Source organism: Xanthomonas sp. NCPPB 1826 (assembly GCF_056725285.1).
On the sequence record NZ_CM161521.1, the window covers coordinates 3,780,125 to 3,800,860 of the forward strand.

The following is a 20,736-nucleotide window of genomic DNA, read 5'->3' on the forward strand; positions in this document are numbered from 1 at the left end:
CTCGCCACCGCCTGCCGGTGCCTGGGTCCTTCCTGACATCTCAAAATGACTGATCAATCCTCAAAACGTGGACTAGGCACCTGGTTGCTGGTGATCTATGCCGTGGTGATCGCCGTGCTCGGTGCGGTGCTTGCCTACGAGGGCGGCCGCCTGGTCGCCGTCGGTGGTTCCTGGTATTACCTGCTGGCGGGCATCGGCCTGTTCCTGGCCGGCGTGTTGCTGGCGCTGGGCAAGCGTGCCGGCCTGTGGCTGCTCGGCGCCACGCTGGCGGCCACCATCGCCTGGGCGCTGTGGGAAGTGGGCCTGGATGGCTGGGGCCTGGTCCCGCGTCTGGCCTGGATGTCGGTGCTGGGTCTGGTGCTGCTGCCGTTCTGGGGCGTGGCCCGTCGCCGCATGCAGCCGCTGTCGGGACTGGGCTATGTGCTGGTGACCGGCGTGCTGCCGATCCTGGGCGCGACGCTGATCCTGTGGCCGCTGCTGGTGCCGCGCAATGTCGAACTGGCCGATGCCTCCAAGCTGCCGGCCGAGAACGCGACGCCGTTCAGCCGCGCCAACGTGCCCAGCCCGGACAGTAACGTCGCGGCCAATCACGATGCCAGCAACTGGACCTCGTACGCCGGCTCCAACCTGTCCAACCACTACACCCCCGGTGCGCAGATCACCCCGGAGAACGCCAAGAACCTGAAGGTGGCCTGGGAGTTCCATACCGGCGATCTGAAGCCGGCCGGCTCCAAGCTGGGCTACGCCTTCCAGAACACCCCGCTCAAGGTCGGTGACCTGCTCTACATCTGCACCCCGACCCAGAAGGTGATCGCGGTGGAAGCGGCCAACGGCAAGGAGCGCTGGCGCTTCGACCCGCAGACCAACCCCAAGGCGATGGCCGGCGTTGCCGCCACCACCTGCCGCGGCGTGTCGTACTATCAGGCCCCGCAAGGCACCGCCGAGTGCCCGACGCGGATCTTCTGGCCGATGGTCGATGGCCGCCTCGGCGCGCTGGACGCGCAGACCGGCAAGCTGTGCACCAGCTTCGGCAACAACGGCTTTGTCGATCTCAACGCCGGCACCGGCAACACCAAGCCGGGCTTCGTCGGCCCGACCTCGCCGCCGGTGGTGATGCGCGGCGTGGTGATCCAGCCCACCGGCCAGGTGCGTGACGGCCAGGAAGGCGATGCGCCGTCGGGCGTGGTGCGCGGCTTCGATGCGCTCACCGGCCAGCTGCGTTGGGCCTGGGACCTGGGCAACCCGGCGATCACCGCCGAGCCGCCGGCCGGGCAGACCTATACCCGTTCCACCCCGAACGTGTGGTCGCTGATGGCCGCCGATGACGAGCTGGGCCTGGTCTATCTGCCGACCGGTAATGCCTCGGGCGATTTCTTCGGCAAGGGCCGTACCCCGCAGGATGAGGAATACACCGCCTCGCTGGTTGCCGTGGATGCGGCCACCGGCAAGGAGCGTTGGCACTTCCGCACCGTCAACCACGACTTGTGGGATTACGACATCGGCCCGCAGCCGAATCTGGTCGACTGGCCGGTCGCCGGCGGCGCTACCCGTCCTGCGGTGATCCAGGCCACCAAGTCCGGCCAGGTGTTCGTGCTGGACCGCGCCACCGGTGCCCCGCTCATGCCGGTCAAGCAGATCGCCGTGCCGCAGGGCACCGATCACGGCGACTGGACCGCGGCCACGCAGCCGATCTCGCCGGGCATGCCCAATACCGTGGGCGCACCGAGCCGCGAGTACGAAACCATCGTCGAATCCGACGCCTGGGGCATGACCCCGTTCGACCAGCTGGCCTGCCGCATCCAGTTCAAGCAGCTGCGCTACGAAGGCATGTTCACCCCGCCGACCCTGCAGGGCTCGCTGGCCTTTACCGGCAATCACGGCGGCATCAACTGGGGCGGCGTCTCGGTCGATCTGCAGCGCGGCATCATGGTGATGAACAGCAATCGCCTGCCCTACACCCTGCAGGTCTACACCCGCGAAAAGATGAATGAACTGGGCGTGGTCTCGGTGTTCGACGGCAAGAGCAAGACGCCGGGCTACATGGCGCAGAAGGGCCTGGCCTACGGCGCCCGCAAGGAGCCGTGGATGTCGCCGCTCAACACGCCGTGCGTGGCACCGCCGTGGGGCTACATCTCCGGCGTGGACCTGCGCACCCAGCAGGTGATCTGGCGGCGTCCGCTGGGCACCGGTTACGACCAGGGCCCGATGGGCATCCCGTCCAAGACCAAGTTCGAGATCGGCACGCCCAACAACAGCGGCTCGCTGGCCACCGCCGGCGGCGTGACCTTCATCGGCGCGACCCTGGACGACTTCATGCGCGGCTTCGACACCCGCACCGGCAAGCAGGTCTGGGAGACCCGCGTGCCGGCCGGCCCGCAGGCCGCTCCGCTGAGCTACACCATCGACGGCAAGCAGTACATCGTGGCCGCCGTGGGTGGACACGACCGCATGGAAACCAAGTCGGGCGACAGCGTGATCGCCTGGGCGCTGCCCGACGACGCGGGCGCCAAGCCGGCGAAGTAAGCCGGTGTAGCGTCAGCTAGTTAGCATCGATAGACCGGTCATCGTGAGATGGCCGGTTTTTTTTTGGTGAATCGGGAATCGGGATTCGGGAATGGGAAAGGCGCTTTTCTGTCGTCTTTCAGGGCTCGGCTGGGTTGATGCCTCGCTCGATTCCCGATTCCCGGCTCTTCGATGCGTGTTCGTGGCGTCGCACTGATGACGCCACTGGTCAGTCTTGATTGCGTGCATGCGATCGGATTGGGTGGCGTCGAGGCCTACGGAGTGTTTACGGCACCCGCTGATATTTCACGCGGAATTTACAATTGCAAGGCCGGTGTTCGGCTGCAAATCGCGGTTCCATAGTGCATCGGGCCGCACTGAAACCGCTTCCAAATCAACTACATCGGTGTTTTCGGGGGTCTGGTCGGCAGATTCCGACGAACGGTGATTTCACGCCGTCATGATTCGGGCTCGGCCGCCGATACCCCATAGCAGCCCATGCAGCGCAGGACGCCGCTCCCCACTCCGAATCACTCAGTTGGACTCAGCCTATGTCGCCCTCATCCGATGCCACCGCCGTCTCCCGCCCGCCTTCCGGCCGGAACCTTGCGCGTGCCAGCACGGCCGCATGGCTGCCTGCCGCTGCACAGATCGGTCTGCTGGCCTCGCTGACGCTCTACGCCGCCACGCTGCTGCCCGGCAGCATCTGGGCTGGGCTGGGCCGCTTGCTACCGGCGCTGCTGGTGCTGGGCGCGGCAAGTGCCGGGCTGTGGTGGTGGGCGCGCCGTCGCGGTCTGGCGCAACTGCAACAGGCGATCGGCACGGTGACGGCCATCGGTGACGGGCGCTTCCAGCGTCTGGATCTGCGCAACGCCTCCGGCGAACTCGCGCCGTTGCTGCACGCCCTGCAGGCGACCCAGGACAAGCTGGCCATCCGCATCGATGTGATGGAACAGGGCCTGCGCCACGGCCAGTTCGTGATCAAGGCGCTGGACGATCTGGACACCATGATCCGCATCGCCGACGACGACGGCCAGGTACTGTTCGCCAACCGCAAACTGCTGGCGATGCTCAAGCTGATCGAGCCGGATGTGCAGAGCTTCCGTCCCAGCTTCCATGCCGAAGGCTTCGTCGGCGGCAGCATCGGCGACATCTATCCCGACAGCCAGGCCGCGATCGACCGCATGCGTGCGCTGACCGCCTCCAAGGCGGTGCGCGCGCCGTTCTTCGGCCGCCAGATCGACTTCGTCTACAGCCCGATCATCGCCGCCGACGGCACCAAGCTGGGCACCATCGCGCAGTGGATGGACGTCACCGCGCAGGTCAACGCCGAGCAGGCGCTGATCCAGATCATCGATGCCGCCGCGGCCGGCGATTTCAGCCGCCGCATGCAGATCGATGGCATGGACGGCGTGCTGCTGTCGCTGGCGCAGGGCATCAACCGCATCTACGACTCGGTGGAAACCCACCTGGCCGCGTTGGCGCGCGTGATCGGCGCATTGGCCGAAGGCGACCTCACCCAGCGCGTGGATGGCGATGCGCATGGCATCTTTGCGCGCCTGCGCGACGACACCAACCAGACCGTGACCCGGCTGACCGAGATCATCGGCGGCATCCAGATCGCATCGGACACGATCCGCCGCGCGGCGGTGGAAATCGCCGCCGGCAACACCGACCTGTCCGAGCGCACCGAGCAACAGGCCGCCAATCTGGAAGAAACCGCCAGCTCCATGGAAGAGCTCACCTCCACCGTGAAGCAGAACGCCGACAGCGCGCTGCAGGCCAATCGGCTGGTGGTGGGCACCGGCGAAGTCGCGCAGAACGGCGGCCAGGTGATGGACGATGTGGTGTCCACCATGGGCCAGATCAGCACTGCCTCGCGCAAGATCGGCGAGATCATCGGCGTCATCGACGGCATCGCCTTCCAGACCAATATCCTGGCGCTCAACGCCGCGGTGGAAGCCGCACGCGCCGGCGAACAGGGCCGCGGCTTTGCGGTGGTCGCCTCGGAAGTGCGCGCGCTGGCGCGGCGCTCGGCCGATGCGGCCAAGGAGATCAAGACGCTGATCGCCGATTCCACCGACAAGGTCGAACTGGGCTCGGGCCTGGTGCACCGCGCCGGCGCGACCATGCGCGAGATCGTCGGCTCGGTCAAACACGTCACCGACATCATGAGCGAGATCACCGCCGCCAGCGCCGAGCAATCCAGCGGCATCGAACAGGTCAACCGCACCGTCGCGCAACTGGACGAAGTCACCCAACGCAACGCCGCGCTGGTGGAAGAAGCCACCGCCGCCGCACGCAGCCTGGAAGAACAGGCCGTGGAACTGGCCGATGCGGTGTCGATCTTCCGCCTGCAGCCCGCGCACGGCGGCAACCCGAAAGCAGCGCCCGCAAGCTTCAAAAACGCAGCCGCGTAAGCCGCCGTCACTGAAGCGCAGAATCACCGTAGGAGCGCACTTGTGCGCGATGAAGCTTTCCCGGTAATGCCCCCATCGCGCCCAGGTGCGCTCCTACACCGAGCAGGCATGCCTGTCCGCCACCACAGATCCAACGCACGCGGCCGACCAACACCCCGTATCAACAAGCCATCATAGAAATCAGCGCGCAGTCGTAGGAGCGCACCCGGGCGCGACGGAGCTTTATCGATAACGCCGCATCGCGCCCAGGTGCGCTCCTACGTGGGCGGTGGGCGCTAGTCGAGAAACCGCTCGTGCTGCTCTGGGCTCGGCAGCATGCAATGCTCGGTGCGACCGAACCAGCGGTAGCGATGGCGTGCGATCAGGCGATAGCCGATGTCGCGCATGCGACGCGGTACCACGCGCAACACCGTGGACAGCCGCCAGAATCCGACCAACCCGGCCAGCACCCGCATGATTGCGTCGCTGTCGGTCCATGCACCGCAGTCATCCACCAGCAGAAACGACAACGGGTCGTCCGGATCCAGGCCATGCCGCTGCAACAGCGCACGTCCGGCCTGGCCCTGCATTGCGGCAAAGCGATAACGCCCGCGTCGATCGTGACGCAGCAGGAACCTGACCCAGCCATTGCACAGCAGGCACACGCCATCGAACACGATGGTCGCGGGCACAGCAGCTGGCTGACGGCCGGGCGGCTCCACGCGCGACGGCTTCGAGTGAGCAGGCTCCAACCGAGACGACTCCAGCTGAGACACGTCAACAAGCGGTGGATCAACGCGATTCAAGCCAGCCCTCGTAGCGAATGAACGGGCCGACCAGCGGCAAGTGCACGTCGACCAGAAATCCGTAACGCCCGGCGTCGGCATGCTCGCAGCAACGCACCTGCTCGAACCAGCGCGCAGGCAACCGGATCCAGCCCAATGCCCACACCCGCGTGGCCTGCCAGTACAGCGATTGCGCGTCGGCGCGCAGCGCGAATTCAAACCGCACTGCGCCCAGATGTTCGCGCAGGCGCGTGCCCTCGCGCCACAGGCGCGAATGCATCGGCAGACCAGCAAACCGCCGATGCCAGCGCTCGCCCGTCGCGTCGGTGAGAAACTCCACTTCGACCTCCACCTCGCCACTGCGCGGCAAGCGGCTCAACAGCGCCAGTAACGGGACCAGCGCATGCGTGCCGCGTTGAATCCTTGCCCGGCCGACGAAGGTCTGCCGCTGCTGCACCGAATGCAGCGCGCGCACCGGCGCAGGCAGCTGCGCGAACGCGTCCTGCCCCAACACCTGCGCAAACAACGGCACGCTCAGGGCGCGATCCAGGCCAGCGTGGCCATGCGTCCGCTGCGGCGGTCGCGACGATGCGAGAAGAAACGTTGCGGCTCGGAGATGGTGCACAGCCCGCCGCCATGGATGGCGCTGGCCGGCACACCGGCATGCCGCAGGCGTTGACGCGCCAACGCATACAGGTCCACCCGCCAATGCCCCGGACGGGTCGCAACAAACGCGCGTTGCGCCTGCGCATCGTGCGCGACGAAGGCGTTGAACACGTCTTCACCGATTTCATAGGCCTGCGGCCCTGCGGCCGGCCCCAACCATGCCATCACCTGCTGTGGCGGCGTGCGCATCGCCGCCACGCTGCGCTCCAGCATACCGTCGGCCAGGCCGCGCCAGCCTGCATGCGCGGCGGCCACTTCGCTGCCATCGGCAGCGGCGAGCACGACCGGCAGACAATCGGCGGTGAGGATCGCCAGCACCACGCCGGGCACGGCGGATACCGCTGCATCGGCGACCGGTTCCTGCGCGCCTGGCGCGACAATGCCCGCTGCAGGCGGCTGTTCGCCGGGCGCGAGCACGGGCGCGTCGACACGCAACACCTCCACCCCGTGCACCTGACGCAGCCACTGCGGAGTGCCGGGCAGTGCCAGCGCCTCGACCAGCAGCGCCCGGTTGCGTTCCACCTGCGCCGGCGTGTCGCCATCGGCACTGTGGCGGTTGCCGAGGTTGAGCGTGTCGAACGGCGCCAGCGAGCCGCCCAAGCCGTAGCGCAGCGTGGTCAGCGCATGGATGCGTGGTGGCGCCGGCCAGTCGGCCGGCAGCACGAAGGGCGCGGCAGCGGCCACGTCAGCGGCGTGCCAGCTCGGCGGCGCGTGCGCTGTCTTCGCGCAGGGCCGTCATCAGCCGCTGCAGGTCGGCCGGCACCGGCGCGCTGGCGCGCACCGACTCGCCGCTGACCGGGTGCAGGAATTCCAGGGTTTCGGCATGCAGCGCCTGGCGCTTGAAGGTACGCAGCTCGTGCACCAGGTCGTCGGTGGCGCCCTTGGGCAGCTTGAGCGCGCCGCCGTATAGCGGGTCGCCGACGATCGGCGACTTCAGATGCGCCATGTGCACGCGGATCTGGTGGGTGCGCCCGGTTTCCAGCCGGCATTCCAGCGCGGTGTGTGCGCGGAAGCGCTCGCGCAGGCGGTAATGGGTGACCGCATCGCGGCCGTCGTCACGCACCGCCATCTTCAGCCGATCGCGCGGATGGCGGTCGATCGGCGCGTTGGCGGTGCCGCCGGAGACCAGCGCGCCCACCACCACCGCCAGGTACTGGCGATGCACATCGCGTGCGGACAGCTGTTCCACCAGCGCGGTCTGCGCCTGCACGGTACGCGCCACCACCATCACACCGCTGGTGTCCTTGTCCAGCCGGTGCACCACGCCGGCGCGCGGCACCGCCGCCAGCGCCGGGTCGCGGAACAGCAAGGCGTTGACCAGGGTGCCGTCCGGATTGCCCGCGCCCGGGTGCACCACCAGCCCGGCCGGCTTGTCGATCACCAGTACCTGGTCGTCTTCGTACAGCACGCTCAGCGGGATGTCCTGCGGCGCGGCGTGGGTCTGGGTTTCCAGCACCACCTGCACCTGCACGCTCTCGCCGCCGCGCAAGGTGTCGCGCGGGCGCGCCATTTCCCCGTTCAGCAGCGCATCGCCGGACTTGATCCATTCCGACAAGCGCGAGCGCGAGAATTCGGGGAACAGCTCGGCCAGCACCGCGTCGAAACGGCGTCCAGCGGCGTTGTCGGGCACGATGGCCTGGCGGATGGACGGGTCGAGGGGGTCGGCAGATGGGTCGGACATGGACACGGGCACTCAGGCAAAAGCGGGAATTTGGCGGTCCGGGCGGCGGGAGTCAGTCGCCGGACAGGCCACTAGGCTATCATCGCGCTCTCGTTTTCCTGATGCGTCCTGCCCAGACCCATGATCCGACGGTCCACGTTTTCCGCGCCTGCGCGCCTGATTGCCCTCATGCTGGTCATGGCGTTCGTCGTCACCGGCTGCCACCGCGGCGCCAAAGACAAGAATCCCGATGAGGGCATGCCGGTCGAGCAGCTCTACGGCAAGGGCCACGGCCTGATGGAGAAAGGCAACTGGGCCGGCGCCGAAGCCAGCTACAAGCGCCTGATCGCCCAGTACCCGTACGGCCCGTACACCGAGCAGGCGATGATCGAAACCGCCTATGCCCAGTACAAGGCCGGCAAGCACGACGACACCGTCTCCAGCGTCGACCGCTTCATCCGGACCTATCCCACCCATCGCAACATCTCGTATCTGTACTACCTGCGCGGGCTGGCCAACAGCAACCGCGACACGGTGTTCCTGCGCCGCGTGTGGTCGCTGGATCCGAGCCGCCGCGATCTGTCCTCGCCGCAGCAGGCCTACAACGACTTCAACACCGTCACCGACCGCTACCCGAACAGCCGCTACGCGCCGGATGCGCGCAAGCGCATGATCGAGCTGCGCGACGTGTTCGCCCAGCATGAACTGGACAATGCGCTGTACTACCTGCGGCGCAATGCCTGGGTCTCGGCGGCCGGTCGTGCCAATTACCTGCTGGAAACCTATCCGCAGAGTGCCTACCAATACGACGCGGTCGCGGTGCTGGCCGAGGCCTACACCCACCTGGGAAACAAGACCCTGGCCGCCGACGCACGCCGCGTGCTGGAGCTCAACAGCCCGCAGCATCCGTGGCTGACCGGCGACTGGCCGAAGTATCCCTGGGCCCTCCGCAAGCTCAACCCGTTCGCCGGCGAGAAGTCCGCCGCCACCGGTCAGCGCAACGCACAGATGAGCCGCGACTGAGACATCAGTCGCCGGTGTGATGAGAAAGGGGCCGCAAGGCCCCTTTTTTATTGCGGCAACGCGCCTGCGGCGGTGACGGCGCGCCGGCTGCCGCAGGCACTCGCGATGCCTGGCGACAATGACGCCTGATCGACCGGGAGATCGGCCGTCCCGCACTCCGCGCCAGCGTCCCACCCTCTCCCGCAACGCGGGGCGCGCCTGCCTGCGACAGCTGCAGGCACCTCGCCAGACCCGGCACCAGGTCACCGAACCGCGCCTGTGCGCTGCCTATACTCGGCCCTGAAGAAGACCCGACTCCCCGCTGGCGCCCGCCCAGGAGGCCGCATGTCCCGCTGCATCGTCCCGTTCCTGCTCGCCCTGTTGCTGGCGGCGATGACCACCACCGCCACTGCGGCGCCGATCGTCTACGGCGTCAACGCCCACGACAATCGCCCCGGCTATTCCATGGCCCAGGCCGAGGCCCGCTTCCAGCTGCTGGCCGCACGCAATCTGCGCAGCTACCGCTTCGATGTGGACCCGCGCGATTACGCAACGCTGGATGCGCTGGTCCCGCTGGCGCGCAAATACGGCATCACGCTGCGCCCGATGGTCTACCCGATGTCGCGCGAGATCGGCTACCAGCTGGCACGCCGCTATGCGGCCGACATCAAGGTGTGGGAGATCGGCAACGAACAGGATCTGGTGCGCGCCGAGGCCGATGCCCGCATCGCGGCAATGACCACGATGTACCTGGGCATGCGCCAGGCCTCCAACGAACTGGGCGCCGGCCTGCGCTTCACTATCAACATCACCGCCTGCAACAGCGACGACCGCAGCGCCAACGCACGCTGCCCCGGTGATCGCAATGGCTCGCTGTGGTTCCTGGCCAAGGCCAAGGCGGCCGGCTTCAATTTCGACCACATCAGCTTCCACTACTACGCCTTCCACCAGGATGCCGGCTACTGGAGCGCGTTGTACCTGGCCCAGCTACGCACGGCGGCGCAGACCTACAAGACCCCGGTATTTTTCAACGAACTCAACTGTGCGGAGATCTACACCGGCAACACCACCGGCGGTGCGGAAGGCGACCGCGGCTGCTACGACAGCCTGGCGCAGTTGCTGCGCAACGTGCGCGACAACTATGCCGACGTGGTGTCCGAGGTGAACGTCTACGAATTGCTGGACCAGACCACCATCCAGGGCGCCGAAGGCCATTTCGGCCTGATGTACGACCTGACCCGGCCCAAGCCGACCCTGGACCTGCTCACCCGCTTCGCCCAAGCACCGGCCACCGCAGCGGCAGCCGATGCGCCGGGCGACCGACCGCAATAGCCGTTCGGGCTACTGGCCGGAATAGCCATTGGTGATCGGGTAACGCCGCTCGCGGCCGAACGCGCGCCGCGACACCTTGGGCCCGGGCGCGGCTTGGTGGCGCTTCCATTCGTTGAGCCGCACCAGCCGCAGCACGTGCTCGACCGTGTCGGCGGCATAGCCGGCCGCAACGATGTCGTCGCGCGACTGTTCCTGGTCAACGTAGCGGTACAGGATGCCGTCCAGCACATCGTACGGCGGCAGCGAATCCTGGTCGGTCTGGTTGTCGCGCAACTCGGCCGAGGGCGGGCGCGAAATCACGGCCGGCGGAATCACCGGCGCCCCGCCTACGGTATTGCGCCATTTGGCCAGGCCAAACACTTCGGTCTTGTACAGGTCCTTGAGCGGGGCGTAGCCGCCGCACATGTCGCCGTAGATGGTGGCGTACCCCACCGCGTATTCGCTCTTGTTGCCGGTGGTCAGCAGCAGCCCGCCAAACTTGTTGGACAGCGCCATCAGGATCACCCCGCGGCTGCGCGACTGCAGGTTCTCTTCGGTGATGTCCGGCTGGGTGCCTTCGAACATCGGCCCCAGCGCGGCGAGCAGGCCTTCGAACGCCGGCTCGATCGCGATGGTTTCCAGCTTGACGCCCAGCGCGCTGCATTGCTCGTCGGCCAGATCGTTGGACAGGTTGGCGGTGTAGCGCGAGGGCAGCCGCACCGCGGTGACGTTGTCGCCGCCCAGCGCATCGACCGCCATCGCCAGCACCAGCGCCGAATCGATGCCGCCGGACAGGCCCAGCCAGACCTTGCTGAAGCCGTTCTTGCGGCAATAGTCCTGCAGGCCGCGCACCACGGCGCGCCAAGCCAGCGCATCCATGCTCTCGTCGCCATCGTCCACCCACACTACCGGGGTGAAACTGCGCTCGCCGGCGGCGTAGTCCACCACCAGCCACTGATCGACGAAGGCGGCAGCGGCCGGATGCACGGTACCGTCGCCATCGGCCACCACCGATGCGCCGTCGAACACCAGCGCGTCCTGGCCGCCGACCACGTTGAGGTAGGCAATCGCCGCCCCGCTCTCACGGGTGCGCTCGGCCAGCAGGGCATCGCGCTGCGCATGCTTGCCGCGCTCGTAGGGCGAGGCATTGGGCACCAGCACCAGCTCGGCGCCGGCCTGCACGGTCCTGGCCAGCGGCTCGGCAAACCACAGGTCCTCGCAGATCACCACGCCCACCTGCACGCCCTTGACCGTGACCACGCAGTTGTCGCCATCCGGGTCCACGTCGAAGTAGCGGCGCTCGTCGAATACTGCGTAATTGGGCAGTTCGCGCTTGCGATACGTCGCCTCGATACGCCCCTCGCGCAACACGCTGGCGGCGTTGTAGACCACACTGCCGGCACTCTGCGGCCAGCCCACCACCGCCACGATGCCGCGCGTACTGGCGGCGATGCGGGCCAGCGCTTCCTGGCAATGGGCGAGAAAACCGGGCCGCAGCAGCAGATCTTCCGGCGGGTAGCCGCTGATCGCCAGCTCGGGAAACAGCACGATGTCCGCATCGAACTCGTCGCGCGCTGCCGCGATGAAGTCGATGATGCGATCGGTATTGCGCGCCACGGCGCCGACCGGGAAGTCGAACTGCGCCATGGCGATGCGGAGCGTCTGGGACATTGGAAGGCCTATGCGAATGCAGCGGGGAAGGCGTGGCTGCGCCGCATCCCGCAACAGACCGGGATGCAGACCGGCGTCGCCGCCAAGCCTGCATTATTCCAGAAGCGCAGCGGCGTGCAGGGATCTGCCGCGCCTGGGTGTTACGCGTCCGCTGCATGCACGGCGCCTGCGCGGATGATGTCCGGCTGCGTCGTTATCGCATCAACCCCACTGCATCTCGCCGGTGGCGACCTTGGCGCCGATCTGCAATGCCACCGTCATGCCGGCATCGGGGTAGCGCGTGGTCATGGCCTTGATCAGGTCGGCACTGTTGCTGTGCCTGGCCAGCTCTTGCTCGAAGGCCAGCAGATAATCGCGCGTGTAGGCGATGGCCGAGGCATCGGTGGGCGCGCCCGGCAGCAGATGGCCGGCCACGACCACCGATGGCGAACGCGCCGCCATGCGCTCCAGCGTCTTGCGCCAGGCGGCACGGCCTTCGGCGCCGCGCGTATCGGCGGTCCACACATGCGTGCCGGAGAACACCAGCACGCCACCGAAGATCGCCTTCAGCGCAGGCACCCAGACATAGCGTCGGTTGGCCAGACCGTCGGCCTCCACGATCTCCAGCGCCTGGCCTTCCAGTGTGATCACAGGGCCATCGAAGGCCTCCGGCATGACGATGTCGGCCAGGCGCTGCGGGCCGTTTTCCTTCAGCTGCGGGCCCCAGGTGGTCAGTTTCTTTTCGACATTGCCCTTGATCGCCGCGATGGTGGCCGAGGCGGCGATGACGCGCGCCTCGGGGAAGGCAGCCTTGATCGGCGCCAGGCTGAAGTAGTAGTCCGGGTCGCTCTGGCTGATGTAGATGGTGGTCAGCGTCTTGCCGCTGGCGCGGATCGCCTCGGCCAGCGCCTTGCCGTCGGGCAGGGTGAAGCCGCCATCGATCAGCACCGCATCGCGCGCGCCGGAAATCAGCACCGGCGCGCGGAAGAAACCGTGCTCGCCGGCGGGGAAATGTTGATACGTCAGTGTGGTCGGTGCAGCCATGGCGGTATTCGCTCCAGGGAAGGCGGTTGCGACACTCGCAACGGCCAGGGTTTTGATGACGTCTCGTCGGGTTGGCATTGTTTTGGCCTTCGAGGATGGCGATGGTTGAGGTGAGGATGCGGCGGAAGAAAGCCAAGTCACCGGAGACGTGTGTGGGGAAAGGTCAGCTGCAAGAAAGCCAACCCCATGGCGAGAAACCAGTCACCCAGACGCCTAAAAATGCCCGGCATCCAACTGCCGCAGGACGACATCGGGGTTCCCATAACCCGCCCCAACATCCAGCAACCACCGCTTGCCAGACGACTGCGCAACCAGCGTCGGCACGCCGCGCACATCGAATTCCTGCAACAGCTCCAGCGCCTGGTCGATGCGGGACTGTGTCAGCGCCAGCAGCTGCGCATCCGGCGCGGCGATCTGCTTTGCGGCCTGCTCCAGCCCAAGCGATTGCAGCAGGCCCACCAGCGTGCCCAGCGCGGTCACATCGTCGCCCTCGACATAACGCGCCCGCTGGATGGCCCCCAGCACCTGCACTTCGCGCGACGGAGCGACACGCGCCACCGCCGTCAGTGCCAACGTCGCCGGACCGCTATCGAAGCGCTGCTGACGATTGCCGAGCACGCGCTGCCGATACTGGGCGCTGAAACCCTGGCCGGTCAGCTGTGCGATGCGTTGGTCGTTGGACCAGGCGTAGCCGGCGAAGGTGTCGTCCATCGCCCTAGCGCCGGCGCCCAGAAACAGCCCGGCTGGCAGTAGTTGCAGCGCGACATCGGCCCGTGCCTGCAACGCCGACACCACCGCGATAGCGCCATAGCACCAGCCGCATAGCGGGTCGTAAATGTAGTGAACGGCAGTGGACATGGCAGCGGTATCCGGTGGCGAGGAAGGCATCCTAGGCCCGCGCCATTGACTCTTAAATCCACCCGCCATAAACATACCGTATGCCAAAGACATACAATCGGAGCGAGACCGCACCAGGCGGCGTGGGCAATCTGCGCCGCCTGGCCTACTTCGTCGCAGTGGTGGACACCGGCTCGTTCACGGCGGCCGCTGAGCGCCTGGGCATCACCAAGGCGGTGGTGAGCCAGCAGGTCGCCCGCCTGGAGCGCGAATGCCGCACCTCGCTACTGGTGCGCACGACCCGCAGGGTGCGCACCACCGAACTCGGGCAGGCGTTCTACCAGCGCTGCGCGGCCATCCTGCGCGATACCGACGACGCCTTCGACGCACTCACCGACACCGCCGCCGAACCGTCCGGGCTGCTCCGGCTCACCGCCCCGCTGGACTACGGCGTGCGCGTGGTGGTGCCGGCGATCGCAGCCTTCACCCGGCGCCATCCGGCCTGCAAGGTCGACGCGATCCTCAGCGACCAGACCCTGGACCTGATGACGGCCAACATCGAACTTGCGATCCGCGCCGGCTGGCTGGCCGAAAGCAGCCTGCAGGCACGCAAGATCGGCGCATTTCGACAGTTGCTGGTGGCCCCTTCCGCGATGGCCGCGCAGCTGACCCGAATCGCATCGCCGCAGGACGTCGCCACCCTGCCCTTCGTGGCGAACACTGCATTGCGCGATCACCAACGCTGGCAATTCGCGCACGCCACGCATGCGCCGCAGAGTGTGGACGTGCAGCCGGGCATCTTTCTCGACGCCACCCTCGCCGTGCGCGAGGCGGTGTACCAGGGCGCAGGCATCTCGGTACTGCCCGATTATGTGGTCGCCGACGATCTGGCTGCCGGTCGCTTGCTGCATGTGCTGCCGCAGTGGCAGTTGCCGTCCGGCGGCATCCACGCCGTGTTTCCGGCAACGCGCTTTCGACCGGCAAAGGTGCGCGCGTTCGTGGAACTGTTGCTTGAGCTCAATGCGCAACAGCACGAGCTTTGAATCGAACGCTGCAAGCCGATCGAATCCACCGCCAAGTCGCGACAGGCAACGGCGGCCGGCGAAGACGCTCCTCCCCAGCCATTGACCACGGCAATGGCCACGTCGGCCATTGCAACAAATGACTCGCCACAGACCGCTGGCTACAGTGGCTAGCCACAAAAAAGGCCGCCCGAAGGCGGCCTTTCCGACGCTACGCGCTTGCGCGCGCGGCGTGCTTACTTCACCAGCGCAGCAATCGCCGCACCCAGATCGCCCGGCGAACGGACGGTCTTGACGCCGGCGGCTTCCATCGCCGCGAACTTGCCTTCAGCAGTGCCCTTGCCGCCCGATGCGATCGCACCGGCGTGGCCCATGCGCTTGCCGGCCGGCGCCGACGCACCGGCGATGAAGCCGACCACCGGCTTCTTCACGAACTGCTTGATGTACTCGGCACCGGCTTCCTCGGCGTCGCCACCGATTTCGCCAACCATGATGATGCCTTCGGTCTGCGGGTCTTCGTTGAACAGCTTGAGGCAGTCGACGAAGTTCAGGCCGTTGATCGGGTCGCCACCGATACCGATGCAGGTGCTCTGGCCCAGGCCCACTTCGGTGGTCTGCTTGACCGCTTCATAGGTCAGGGTGCCCGAACGCGACACGATGCCGATCTTGCCCGGCTTGTGGATGTGGCCCGGCATGATGCCGATCTTGCACTCGCCCGGGGTGATCACGCCGGGGCAGTTCGGCCCGATCAGCACGGTGTCCGGATGCGAGCGGGTCAGCACGTTCTTGACGCGCAGCATGTCCAGCACCGGGATGCCCTCGGTGATGCAGACGATGACCTTGATGCCGGCCGCGGCCGCTTCCAGGATCGCATCGGCCGCGTACGGCGGCGGCACGTAAATCACCGACGCATCGGCGCCGGTGCTCTGCACGGCATCGGCCACGGTGTTGAACACCGGCAGGTCGATATGCGTGGTGCCGCCCTTGCCCGGCGTCACGCCGCCGACGACCTGGGTGCCGTACTCGATCATCTGAGTGGCGTGGAAGGTGCCCTGCTGGCCGGTGAAGCCCTGAACGATCACCTTGGTGTTCTTGTTAATCAAAACGGACATGGATAGTTCCTTCGGTGTCGTGGATCAGGCGGCGTTCTTGACAGCTTCGACGACCTTCTTGGCACCGTCGTTGATGTTGTCGGCCGGGATGATGGCCATGCCGCTGTCGCGCAGCAGCTGCTTGCCTTCTTCCACATTGGTGCCTTCCAGGCGCACCACGACCGGGACCTTGACGCCCACTTCCTTGACCGCAGCGATGATGCCCTCGGCAATCATGTCGCAACGGACGATGCCGCCGAAGATGTTGACGAAGATGCCTTCGACCTTGTCCGAGGACAGGATCAGCTTGAACGCCTCGATGACGCGCTGCTTGTTGGCACCGCCGCCCACGTCCAGGAAGTTCGCCGGCTCGCCGCCGTTGAGCTTGATCACGTCCATGGTGGCCATGGCCAGGCCTGCGCCGTTGACCATGCAACCGATGTTGCCGTCCATGGTGACGTAGTTGATGTCCAGCTCCGACGCGGTCACTTCGGTCTCGTCTTCCTGCGTCTTGTCGCGCATGGCGATCAGCTGCTTCTGACGGAACGCGGCGTTGTCGTCGCTGTCGAACTTGCCGTCCAGTGCGTACAGGTTGCCGTCGTCCAGGATCGCCAGCGGGTTGATTTCAACCAGCGCCAGATCCTTTTCGTTGAACAGGCGATACAGGTTCACCATGATGCTGGCGAACTGGCCGGCCTGCTTGGCGGTCAGGCCGAGCTTGAAGCCGAAATCGCGGCCGTGGTAGCCCTGCACGCCTTCGACGAAATCGACGTTGAGCGAGTGGATCAGCTCCGGCGTCTCGGCGGCGACCTGCTCGATCTCCACGCCACCCTCGCTGGACGCGATGTAGGTGATGGTCTTGGTGCCGCGGTCGACCAGGATCGACAGGTACAGCTCCTTGACGATCTCGCCGGCGGTGGTCACCAGCACCAGGTTGATCGGCAGCTCGACGCCGGCGGTCTGGTAGGTCGACATCTTGGTGCCGAGCATTTTGGCCGCTGCGGCCTTCACGTCGTCGGTGGTCTTGCAGAACTTGACGCCGCCAGCCTTACCGCGACCGCCCGCGTGGATCTGCGCCTTCACCATCCAGGGGCCCTTGCCCAGGGAATTGGCGACTTCAACCGCTTCGTCCGGGGTCGCCGCGACCTTGCCGGCCGGAACGGGGATGCCGTACTCGGCAAGCAGCTGTTTTGACTGGTATTCGTGGAAATTCATGCGTCACCGTGGGAAAAGGAAACGACCGCTGCGTGCAACGCAGACCGCCTGGGCGGCACGTCAAGAGACGCGAACGGGCCGCCTATTGTGGCCGACCACGCCGTGCGGCGCAAAAGTCGGCGCGCGTGGCCCGCCGTTTGCGGCGCTTGCGTGGAGGCCGGCACTGTGCGCAAGCGCTGCGCGGGCCGCGCACCTGCCTATACTCGCGGCTTGCTCCAGCGGGGAATCGGCTTGCCATCCAGCCCATCGCTTATCGACCGGATCCAGTCCGCGCCGCAGCGCGAGCTGTACTTCTTTTCGCTGTACCGGGTGCTGGTGGCCGGGCTGATCGCCGCCCTGGTGTTCAGTCCCCTGTCCGACGCGATCCCGGAGCCGCGTTACCCGCGCCTGGCGGCCGGCGTGGCGATCGGCTATCTATCGGTGGCGATCCCGCTGCTGTTCTGGGGCCGCAGCGAGCGCCGGCTGACCACCACCGTGTTCTGTTCGGTGCTGGCCGACATCGCCGCCGCGACCCTGGCCACGCATGCGCTGCCCGGCGCCAGCGCCGGCATCGCGATGATGCTGCTGTTCAATGTCGCCGCTGCCTCGATCCTGCTGCGCCTGCGCTACGGCATGAGCATCGCGGTGCTCGCCAGCGGCGCCATCGTGCTGGAATACCTGTGGACCCTGCTCGAAGGCGGCGGTGCCGCCCGCCCGGTCGCCGAACTGGCCATGTTCGCCACCAGCTATGTCGCGGTGGCCTTCATCTGCGAACAGATCGGCTCGCGTGCGCGTCGCAACCAGGTACTGGCCGAAGAACGCGGCGCGCAGGTTGCCAACCTCTACGAGATCAACGAACTGATCATCCGCCGCATGCGCACCGGCGTGCTGGTGGTCGACACCCATAGCCACATCACCCTGGCCAACGAGGCGGCGCTGGCGCTGCTCGGCGACGGCGACCAGCGCAACGCCCCGGTCGACCTGTCGTTGGCCGCGCTCACGCCCGAACTGTCGCGCCGCCTGCAGCGCTGGCGCAGCGGCTGGCGCGAGGAAGAGGCACCGCTGCAACTGGGCGCCGACCGCCCGGAAGTGCAGCCACGCTTCGTGCGGCTGCTCGCCGACAGCGACCTGGTGCTGGTATTTCTGGACGATGCCAGCGTGGTGTCGCGGCGCGCCGAATCGCTCACGCTGTCGGCGATGGGGCGCTTTTCGGCCAGCCTGGCACACGAGATCCGCAACCCGCTGGCGGCGATCAGCTACGCCTCGCAGCTGCTGGAGGAATCCCCGGACATCGGCGATGCCGACCGCCGCCTGCTGCAGATCATCCACCAGCAATGCCAGCGCACCAACGGCATCGTCGAAAGCGTGCTCGCGCTGGCCCGCCGCGAGCGCGCAAGCCCGGACAACCTGGATCTGGCAGCCTTCGTGCGCCGCTTCGTGGTCGAGTACCGGCAGACTTTGTCGATGGAGACCGACATCCTGGAGGCCAGCATCCAGGGCAATGCCGTGCATGCCTTGATCGACCCCAAGCACCTGCACCAGATCCTGACCGCGCTGGTGCACAACGCGCTCAAGTACGGCCGGGTCATGGACGAACCGGCGCGGGTGAAACTGCGCGTGGAGCGCATGGAGCGCATGGCAGTGATCGACGTGGTCGACCGCGGCCCCGGCATCCCGGAGACGGTGGCCGCGCAATTGTTCCGCCCGTTCTACACCACCTCCGAACACGGCACCGGGCTGGGCCTGTATATCGCCCAGGAACTGTGCCGCGCCAACCAGGCGCAACTGGACTACGTGTCGGTGCCGGGCGGCGGCGCCTGTTTCCGGATCCTGTTGCAGGGGCCCAATAGCCTGCTCGGGAAATGAGCGGGAGCGTTGCGTCACTCCTGGAGCAAGCCAGTTGCGCAGCTGCCTGCAAGGGCGCTGCGATCGTGTCCATGCGGCCAGCTGCTGCGCATCGTGCTGCGCCCGCGCACCATCGTGTAATCACGTGAATCGTTACGCCCGGACCCGACCGGCAATTGTCGACGGTCATCGCCGTGGGCTATCGTGCGCCACATGAACGAACCGAAAAGTGCCCTGGTTGTCGATGACGAGCGTGACATTCGCGAACTGCTTGTTCTCACCCTGGGCCGGATGGGCCTGCGCATCAGCACCGCCGCCAACCTGGCCGAAGCGCGCGAGCTGCTGGCCAACAATCCCTACGACCTGTGCCTGACCGACATGCGGTTGCCTGACGGCAACGGCATCGAACTGGTTACCGAAATCGCCAAGCACTATCCGCAGACCCCGGTGGCGATGATCACCGCGTTCGGCAGCATGGACCTGGCGGTGGAAGCCTTGAAGGCCGGCGCCTTCGACTTCGTCAGCAAGCCGGTGGACATCAGCGTACTGCGTGGCCTGGTCAAGCACGCGCTGGAATTGAATAACCGCGACCGCCCGGCCCCGCCACCGCCGCCACCGGAACAGGCCAGCCGCCTGCTCGGCGATTCCAGTGCGATGGAAAGCCTGCGCGCCACCATCGGCAAGGTCGCGCGCAGCCAGGCGCCGGTCTACATCGTCGGCGAATCGGGCGTAGGCAAGGAGCTGGTCGCCCGCACCATCCATGAGCAAGGCGCACGCGCGGCCGGCCCGTTCGTGCCGGTCAACTGCGGCGCCATTCCCGCCGAGCTGATGGAAAGCGAGTTCTTCGGCCACAAGAAGGGCAGCTTCACCGGCGCGCATGCCGACAAGCCCGGCCTGTTCCAGGCCGCGCATGGCGGCACGCTGTTTCTAGACGAGGTGGCCGAATTGCCGCTGCAGATGCAGGTCAAGCTGCTGCGCGCGATCCAGGAAAAATCGGTGCGCCCGGTGGGCGCCTCCAGCGAGTCGCTGGTGGACGTGCGCATTCTCTCGGCCACCCACAAGAACCTGGGCGACCTGGTCTCCGACGGCCGTTTCCGCCACGACCTGTACTACCGCATCAACGTCATCGAACTGCGCGTGCCGCCGCTGCGCGAACGCGGCGGCGACCTGCCGCAACTGGCCGCGGCCATCATCGCGCGCCTGGCACATAGCCACGGCCGGCCGATTCCGCTGCTGACCCAGTCCGCGCTCGACGCGCTGGACCAGTACGGCTTCCCGGGCAACGTGCGCGAGCTGGAAAACATCCTCGAACGCGCCCTGGCCCTGGCCGAAGACGACCAGATCAGCGCCAGCGACCTGCGCCTGCCCGCCCACGGCGGCCATCGCCTCGCCGCCACCCCCGGCAGCGCCGCCGTCGAGCCCCGCGAAGCAGTGGTCGACATCGACCCCGCCTCGGCCGCCCTGCCCTCCTACATCGAGCAACTGGAGCGCGCCGCGATCCAGAAGGCGCTGGAAGAAAACCGCTGGAACAAGACCAAGACCGCCGCGCAGCTGGGCATCACGTTTCGGGCGTTGCGTTACAAGTTGAAGAAGTTGGGGATGGAGTAGAAGAGCCGGGAGTCGGGATTGGGGAATCGGGAATCGTAAAAGCGGGTTGACCGTGTTTAGTTGCTTTGACGGCTCTGTTCTGGCTTCTACGCCTCGAGGACCTTAGAGGACGGCATTCAT

Annotated in this window: 16 protein-coding genes; 7 read left to right on the forward strand and 9 right to left on the reverse strand. The window is 66.8% G+C overall.

Going from position 1 to position 20,736, the window contains the following annotated elements:
* Positions 1–84: 84 nt before the first annotated feature.
* Both AC1PLA_RS15950 and AC1PLA_RS15955 read left to right on the forward strand, forming a co-directional pair.
* Entirely contained in the window at positions 85–2,523 is a 2,439-nt protein-coding gene (locus tag AC1PLA_RS15950) for a glucose/quinate/shikimate family membrane-bound PQQ-dependent dehydrogenase (RefSeq protein ID WP_481106213.1), read from the forward strand.
* Between the two features lie 530 nt (positions 2,524–3,053).
* Positions 3,054–4,922 (forward strand): methyl-accepting chemotaxis protein, encoded by a 1,869-nt coding sequence (locus AC1PLA_RS15955; RefSeq protein WP_481104914.1) that lies wholly within the window; start codon positions 3,054–3,056, stop codon positions 4,920–4,922.
* A 275-nt stretch (positions 4,923–5,197) separates the two neighbouring features.
* Here the strand turns inward: AC1PLA_RS15955 and AC1PLA_RS15960 are convergent, their stop codons facing one another.
* From AC1PLA_RS15960 to rluD, 4 genes are all read right to left on the reverse strand, one after another.
* Positions 5,198–5,623, reverse strand: a complete 426-nt coding sequence (locus AC1PLA_RS15960) for a thiol-disulfide oxidoreductase DCC family protein (RefSeq protein WP_481106214.1) — start codon at positions 5,621–5,623, stop codon at positions 5,198–5,200.
* Positions 5,624–5,693: 70 nt separating this feature from the next.
* Positions 5,694–6,218, reverse strand: a complete 525-nt coding sequence (locus tag AC1PLA_RS15965; protein WP_481104915.1) for a DUF4166 domain-containing protein — start codon at positions 6,216–6,218, stop codon at positions 5,694–5,696.
* A gap of 2 nt (positions 6,219–6,220) precedes the next feature.
* Positions 6,221–7,036 carry a peptidoglycan editing factor PgeF gene (gene pgeF, locus AC1PLA_RS15970; protein ID WP_481104916.1) on the reverse strand — a complete coding sequence of 272 codons (816 nt, stop codon included), beginning with the start codon at positions 7,034–7,036 and terminating at the stop codon, positions 6,221–6,223.
* 1 nt (position 7,037) lies between these two features.
* A complete protein-coding gene (gene rluD, locus AC1PLA_RS15975) occupies positions 7,038–8,033 on the reverse strand; it encodes a 23S rRNA pseudouridine(1911/1915/1917) synthase RluD (RefSeq protein WP_481104917.1) in 996 nt (331 codons plus the stop codon).
* A 120-nt stretch (positions 8,034–8,153) separates the two neighbouring features.
* Between rluD and AC1PLA_RS15980 the strand changes: the two genes are divergently transcribed.
* Positions 8,154–9,035, forward strand: coding sequence for an outer membrane protein assembly factor BamD (locus AC1PLA_RS15980; protein WP_053045668.1), 882 nt, complete (start codon positions 8,154–8,156; stop codon positions 9,033–9,035).
* A gap of 324 nt (positions 9,036–9,359) precedes the next feature.
* Complete coding sequence (locus AC1PLA_RS15985) at positions 9,360–10,346, forward strand: hypothetical protein (protein ID WP_481104918.1); 987 nt, start codon at positions 9,360–9,362, stop codon at positions 10,344–10,346.
* A gap of 9 nt (positions 10,347–10,355) precedes the next feature.
* On the opposite strand, the gene AC1PLA_RS15990 is transcribed toward AC1PLA_RS15985, so the two are convergent.
* From AC1PLA_RS15990 to AC1PLA_RS16000, 3 genes are all read right to left on the reverse strand, one after another.
* Positions 10,356–11,996, reverse strand: a complete 1,641-nt coding sequence (locus tag AC1PLA_RS15990) for an NAD+ synthase (protein WP_104623781.1) — start codon at positions 11,994–11,996, stop codon at positions 10,356–10,358.
* A gap of 201 nt (positions 11,997–12,197) precedes the next feature.
* Positions 12,198–13,019, reverse strand: coding sequence for an MBL fold metallo-hydrolase (locus AC1PLA_RS15995; protein ID WP_481104919.1), 822 nt, complete (start codon positions 13,017–13,019; stop codon positions 12,198–12,200).
* 213 nt (positions 13,020–13,232) lie between these two features.
* Positions 13,233–13,877: a DsbA family protein gene (locus AC1PLA_RS16000; protein ID WP_164739573.1), complete on the reverse strand. Its 645-nt coding sequence runs from the start codon at positions 13,875–13,877 to the stop codon at positions 13,233–13,235.
* Between the two features lie 80 nt (positions 13,878–13,957).
* Between AC1PLA_RS16000 and AC1PLA_RS16005 the strand changes: the two genes are divergently transcribed.
* Positions 13,958–14,899, forward strand: a complete 942-nt coding sequence (locus tag AC1PLA_RS16005; protein WP_126962625.1) for a LysR family transcriptional regulator — start codon at positions 13,958–13,960, stop codon at positions 14,897–14,899.
* A 215-nt stretch (positions 14,900–15,114) separates the two neighbouring features.
* Here the strand turns inward: AC1PLA_RS16005 and sucD are convergent, their stop codons facing one another.
* Together sucD and sucC are read right to left on the reverse strand one after the other, a co-directional pair.
* Complete coding sequence (sucD, locus tag AC1PLA_RS16010; RefSeq protein WP_011038208.1) at positions 15,115–15,990, reverse strand: succinate--CoA ligase subunit alpha; 876 nt, start codon at positions 15,988–15,990, stop codon at positions 15,115–15,117.
* Between the two features lie 24 nt (positions 15,991–16,014).
* Positions 16,015–17,184: an ADP-forming succinate--CoA ligase subunit beta gene (gene sucC / locus AC1PLA_RS16015; RefSeq protein ID WP_039519379.1), complete on the reverse strand. Its 1,170-nt coding sequence runs from the start codon at positions 17,182–17,184 to the stop codon at positions 16,015–16,017.
* Positions 17,185–17,415: 231 nt separating this feature from the next.
* On the opposite strand from sucC, the gene AC1PLA_RS16020 reads away from it, so the two are divergent.
* Both AC1PLA_RS16020 and AC1PLA_RS16025 read left to right on the forward strand, forming a co-directional pair.
* Complete coding sequence (locus tag AC1PLA_RS16020) at positions 17,416–19,029, forward strand: sensor histidine kinase (RefSeq protein ID WP_039512337.1); 1,614 nt, start codon at positions 17,416–17,418, stop codon at positions 19,027–19,029.
* 192 nt (positions 19,030–19,221) lie between these two features.
* Positions 19,222–20,616, forward strand: a complete 1,395-nt coding sequence (locus AC1PLA_RS16025; RefSeq protein ID WP_047127086.1) for a sigma-54-dependent transcriptional regulator — start codon at positions 19,222–19,224, stop codon at positions 20,614–20,616.
* Positions 20,617–20,736 lie beyond the last annotated feature (120 nt).

What these genes read in the sequence shown, in the direction of transcription:
- AC1PLA_RS16000 (WP_164739573.1), bottom strand. Translation starts at nt 13,877, where the DNA reads ATGTCCACTGCCGTTCACTACATTTACGACCCGCTATGCGGCTGGTGC.
- AC1PLA_RS15995 (WP_481104919.1), bottom strand. Translation starts at nt 13,019, where the DNA reads ATGGCTGCACCGACCACACTGACGTATCAACATTTCCCCGCCGGCGAG.
- AC1PLA_RS16025 (WP_047127086.1), top strand. Translation starts at nt 19,222, where the DNA reads ATGAACGAACCGAAAAGTGCCCTGGTTGTCGATGACGAGCGTGACATT.
- AC1PLA_RS15985 (WP_481104918.1), top strand. Translation starts at nt 9,360, where the DNA reads ATGTCCCGCTGCATCGTCCCGTTCCTGCTCGCCCTGTTGCTGGCGGCG.
- AC1PLA_RS15955 (WP_481104914.1), top strand. Translation starts at nt 3,054, where the DNA reads ATGTCGCCCTCATCCGATGCCACCGCCGTCTCCCGCCCGCCTTCCGGC.
- AC1PLA_RS15990 (WP_104623781.1), bottom strand. Translation starts at nt 11,996, where the DNA reads ATGTCCCAGACGCTCCGCATCGCCATGGCGCAGTTCGACTTCCCGGTC.
- AC1PLA_RS16005 (WP_126962625.1), top strand. Translation starts at nt 13,958, where the DNA reads ATGCCAAAGACATACAATCGGAGCGAGACCGCACCAGGCGGCGTGGGC.
- AC1PLA_RS15980 (WP_053045668.1), top strand. Translation starts at nt 8,154, where the DNA reads ATGATCCGACGGTCCACGTTTTCCGCGCCTGCGCGCCTGATTGCCCTC.
- sucC (WP_039519379.1), bottom strand. Translation starts at nt 17,184, where the DNA reads ATGAATTTCCACGAATACCAGTCAAAACAGCTGCTTGCCGAGTACGGC.
- sucD (WP_011038208.1), bottom strand. Translation starts at nt 15,990, where the DNA reads ATGTCCGTTTTGATTAACAAGAACACCAAGGTGATCGTTCAGGGCTTC.
- rluD (WP_481104917.1), bottom strand. Translation starts at nt 8,033, where the DNA reads ATGTCCGACCCATCTGCCGACCCCCTCGACCCGTCCATCCGCCAGGCC.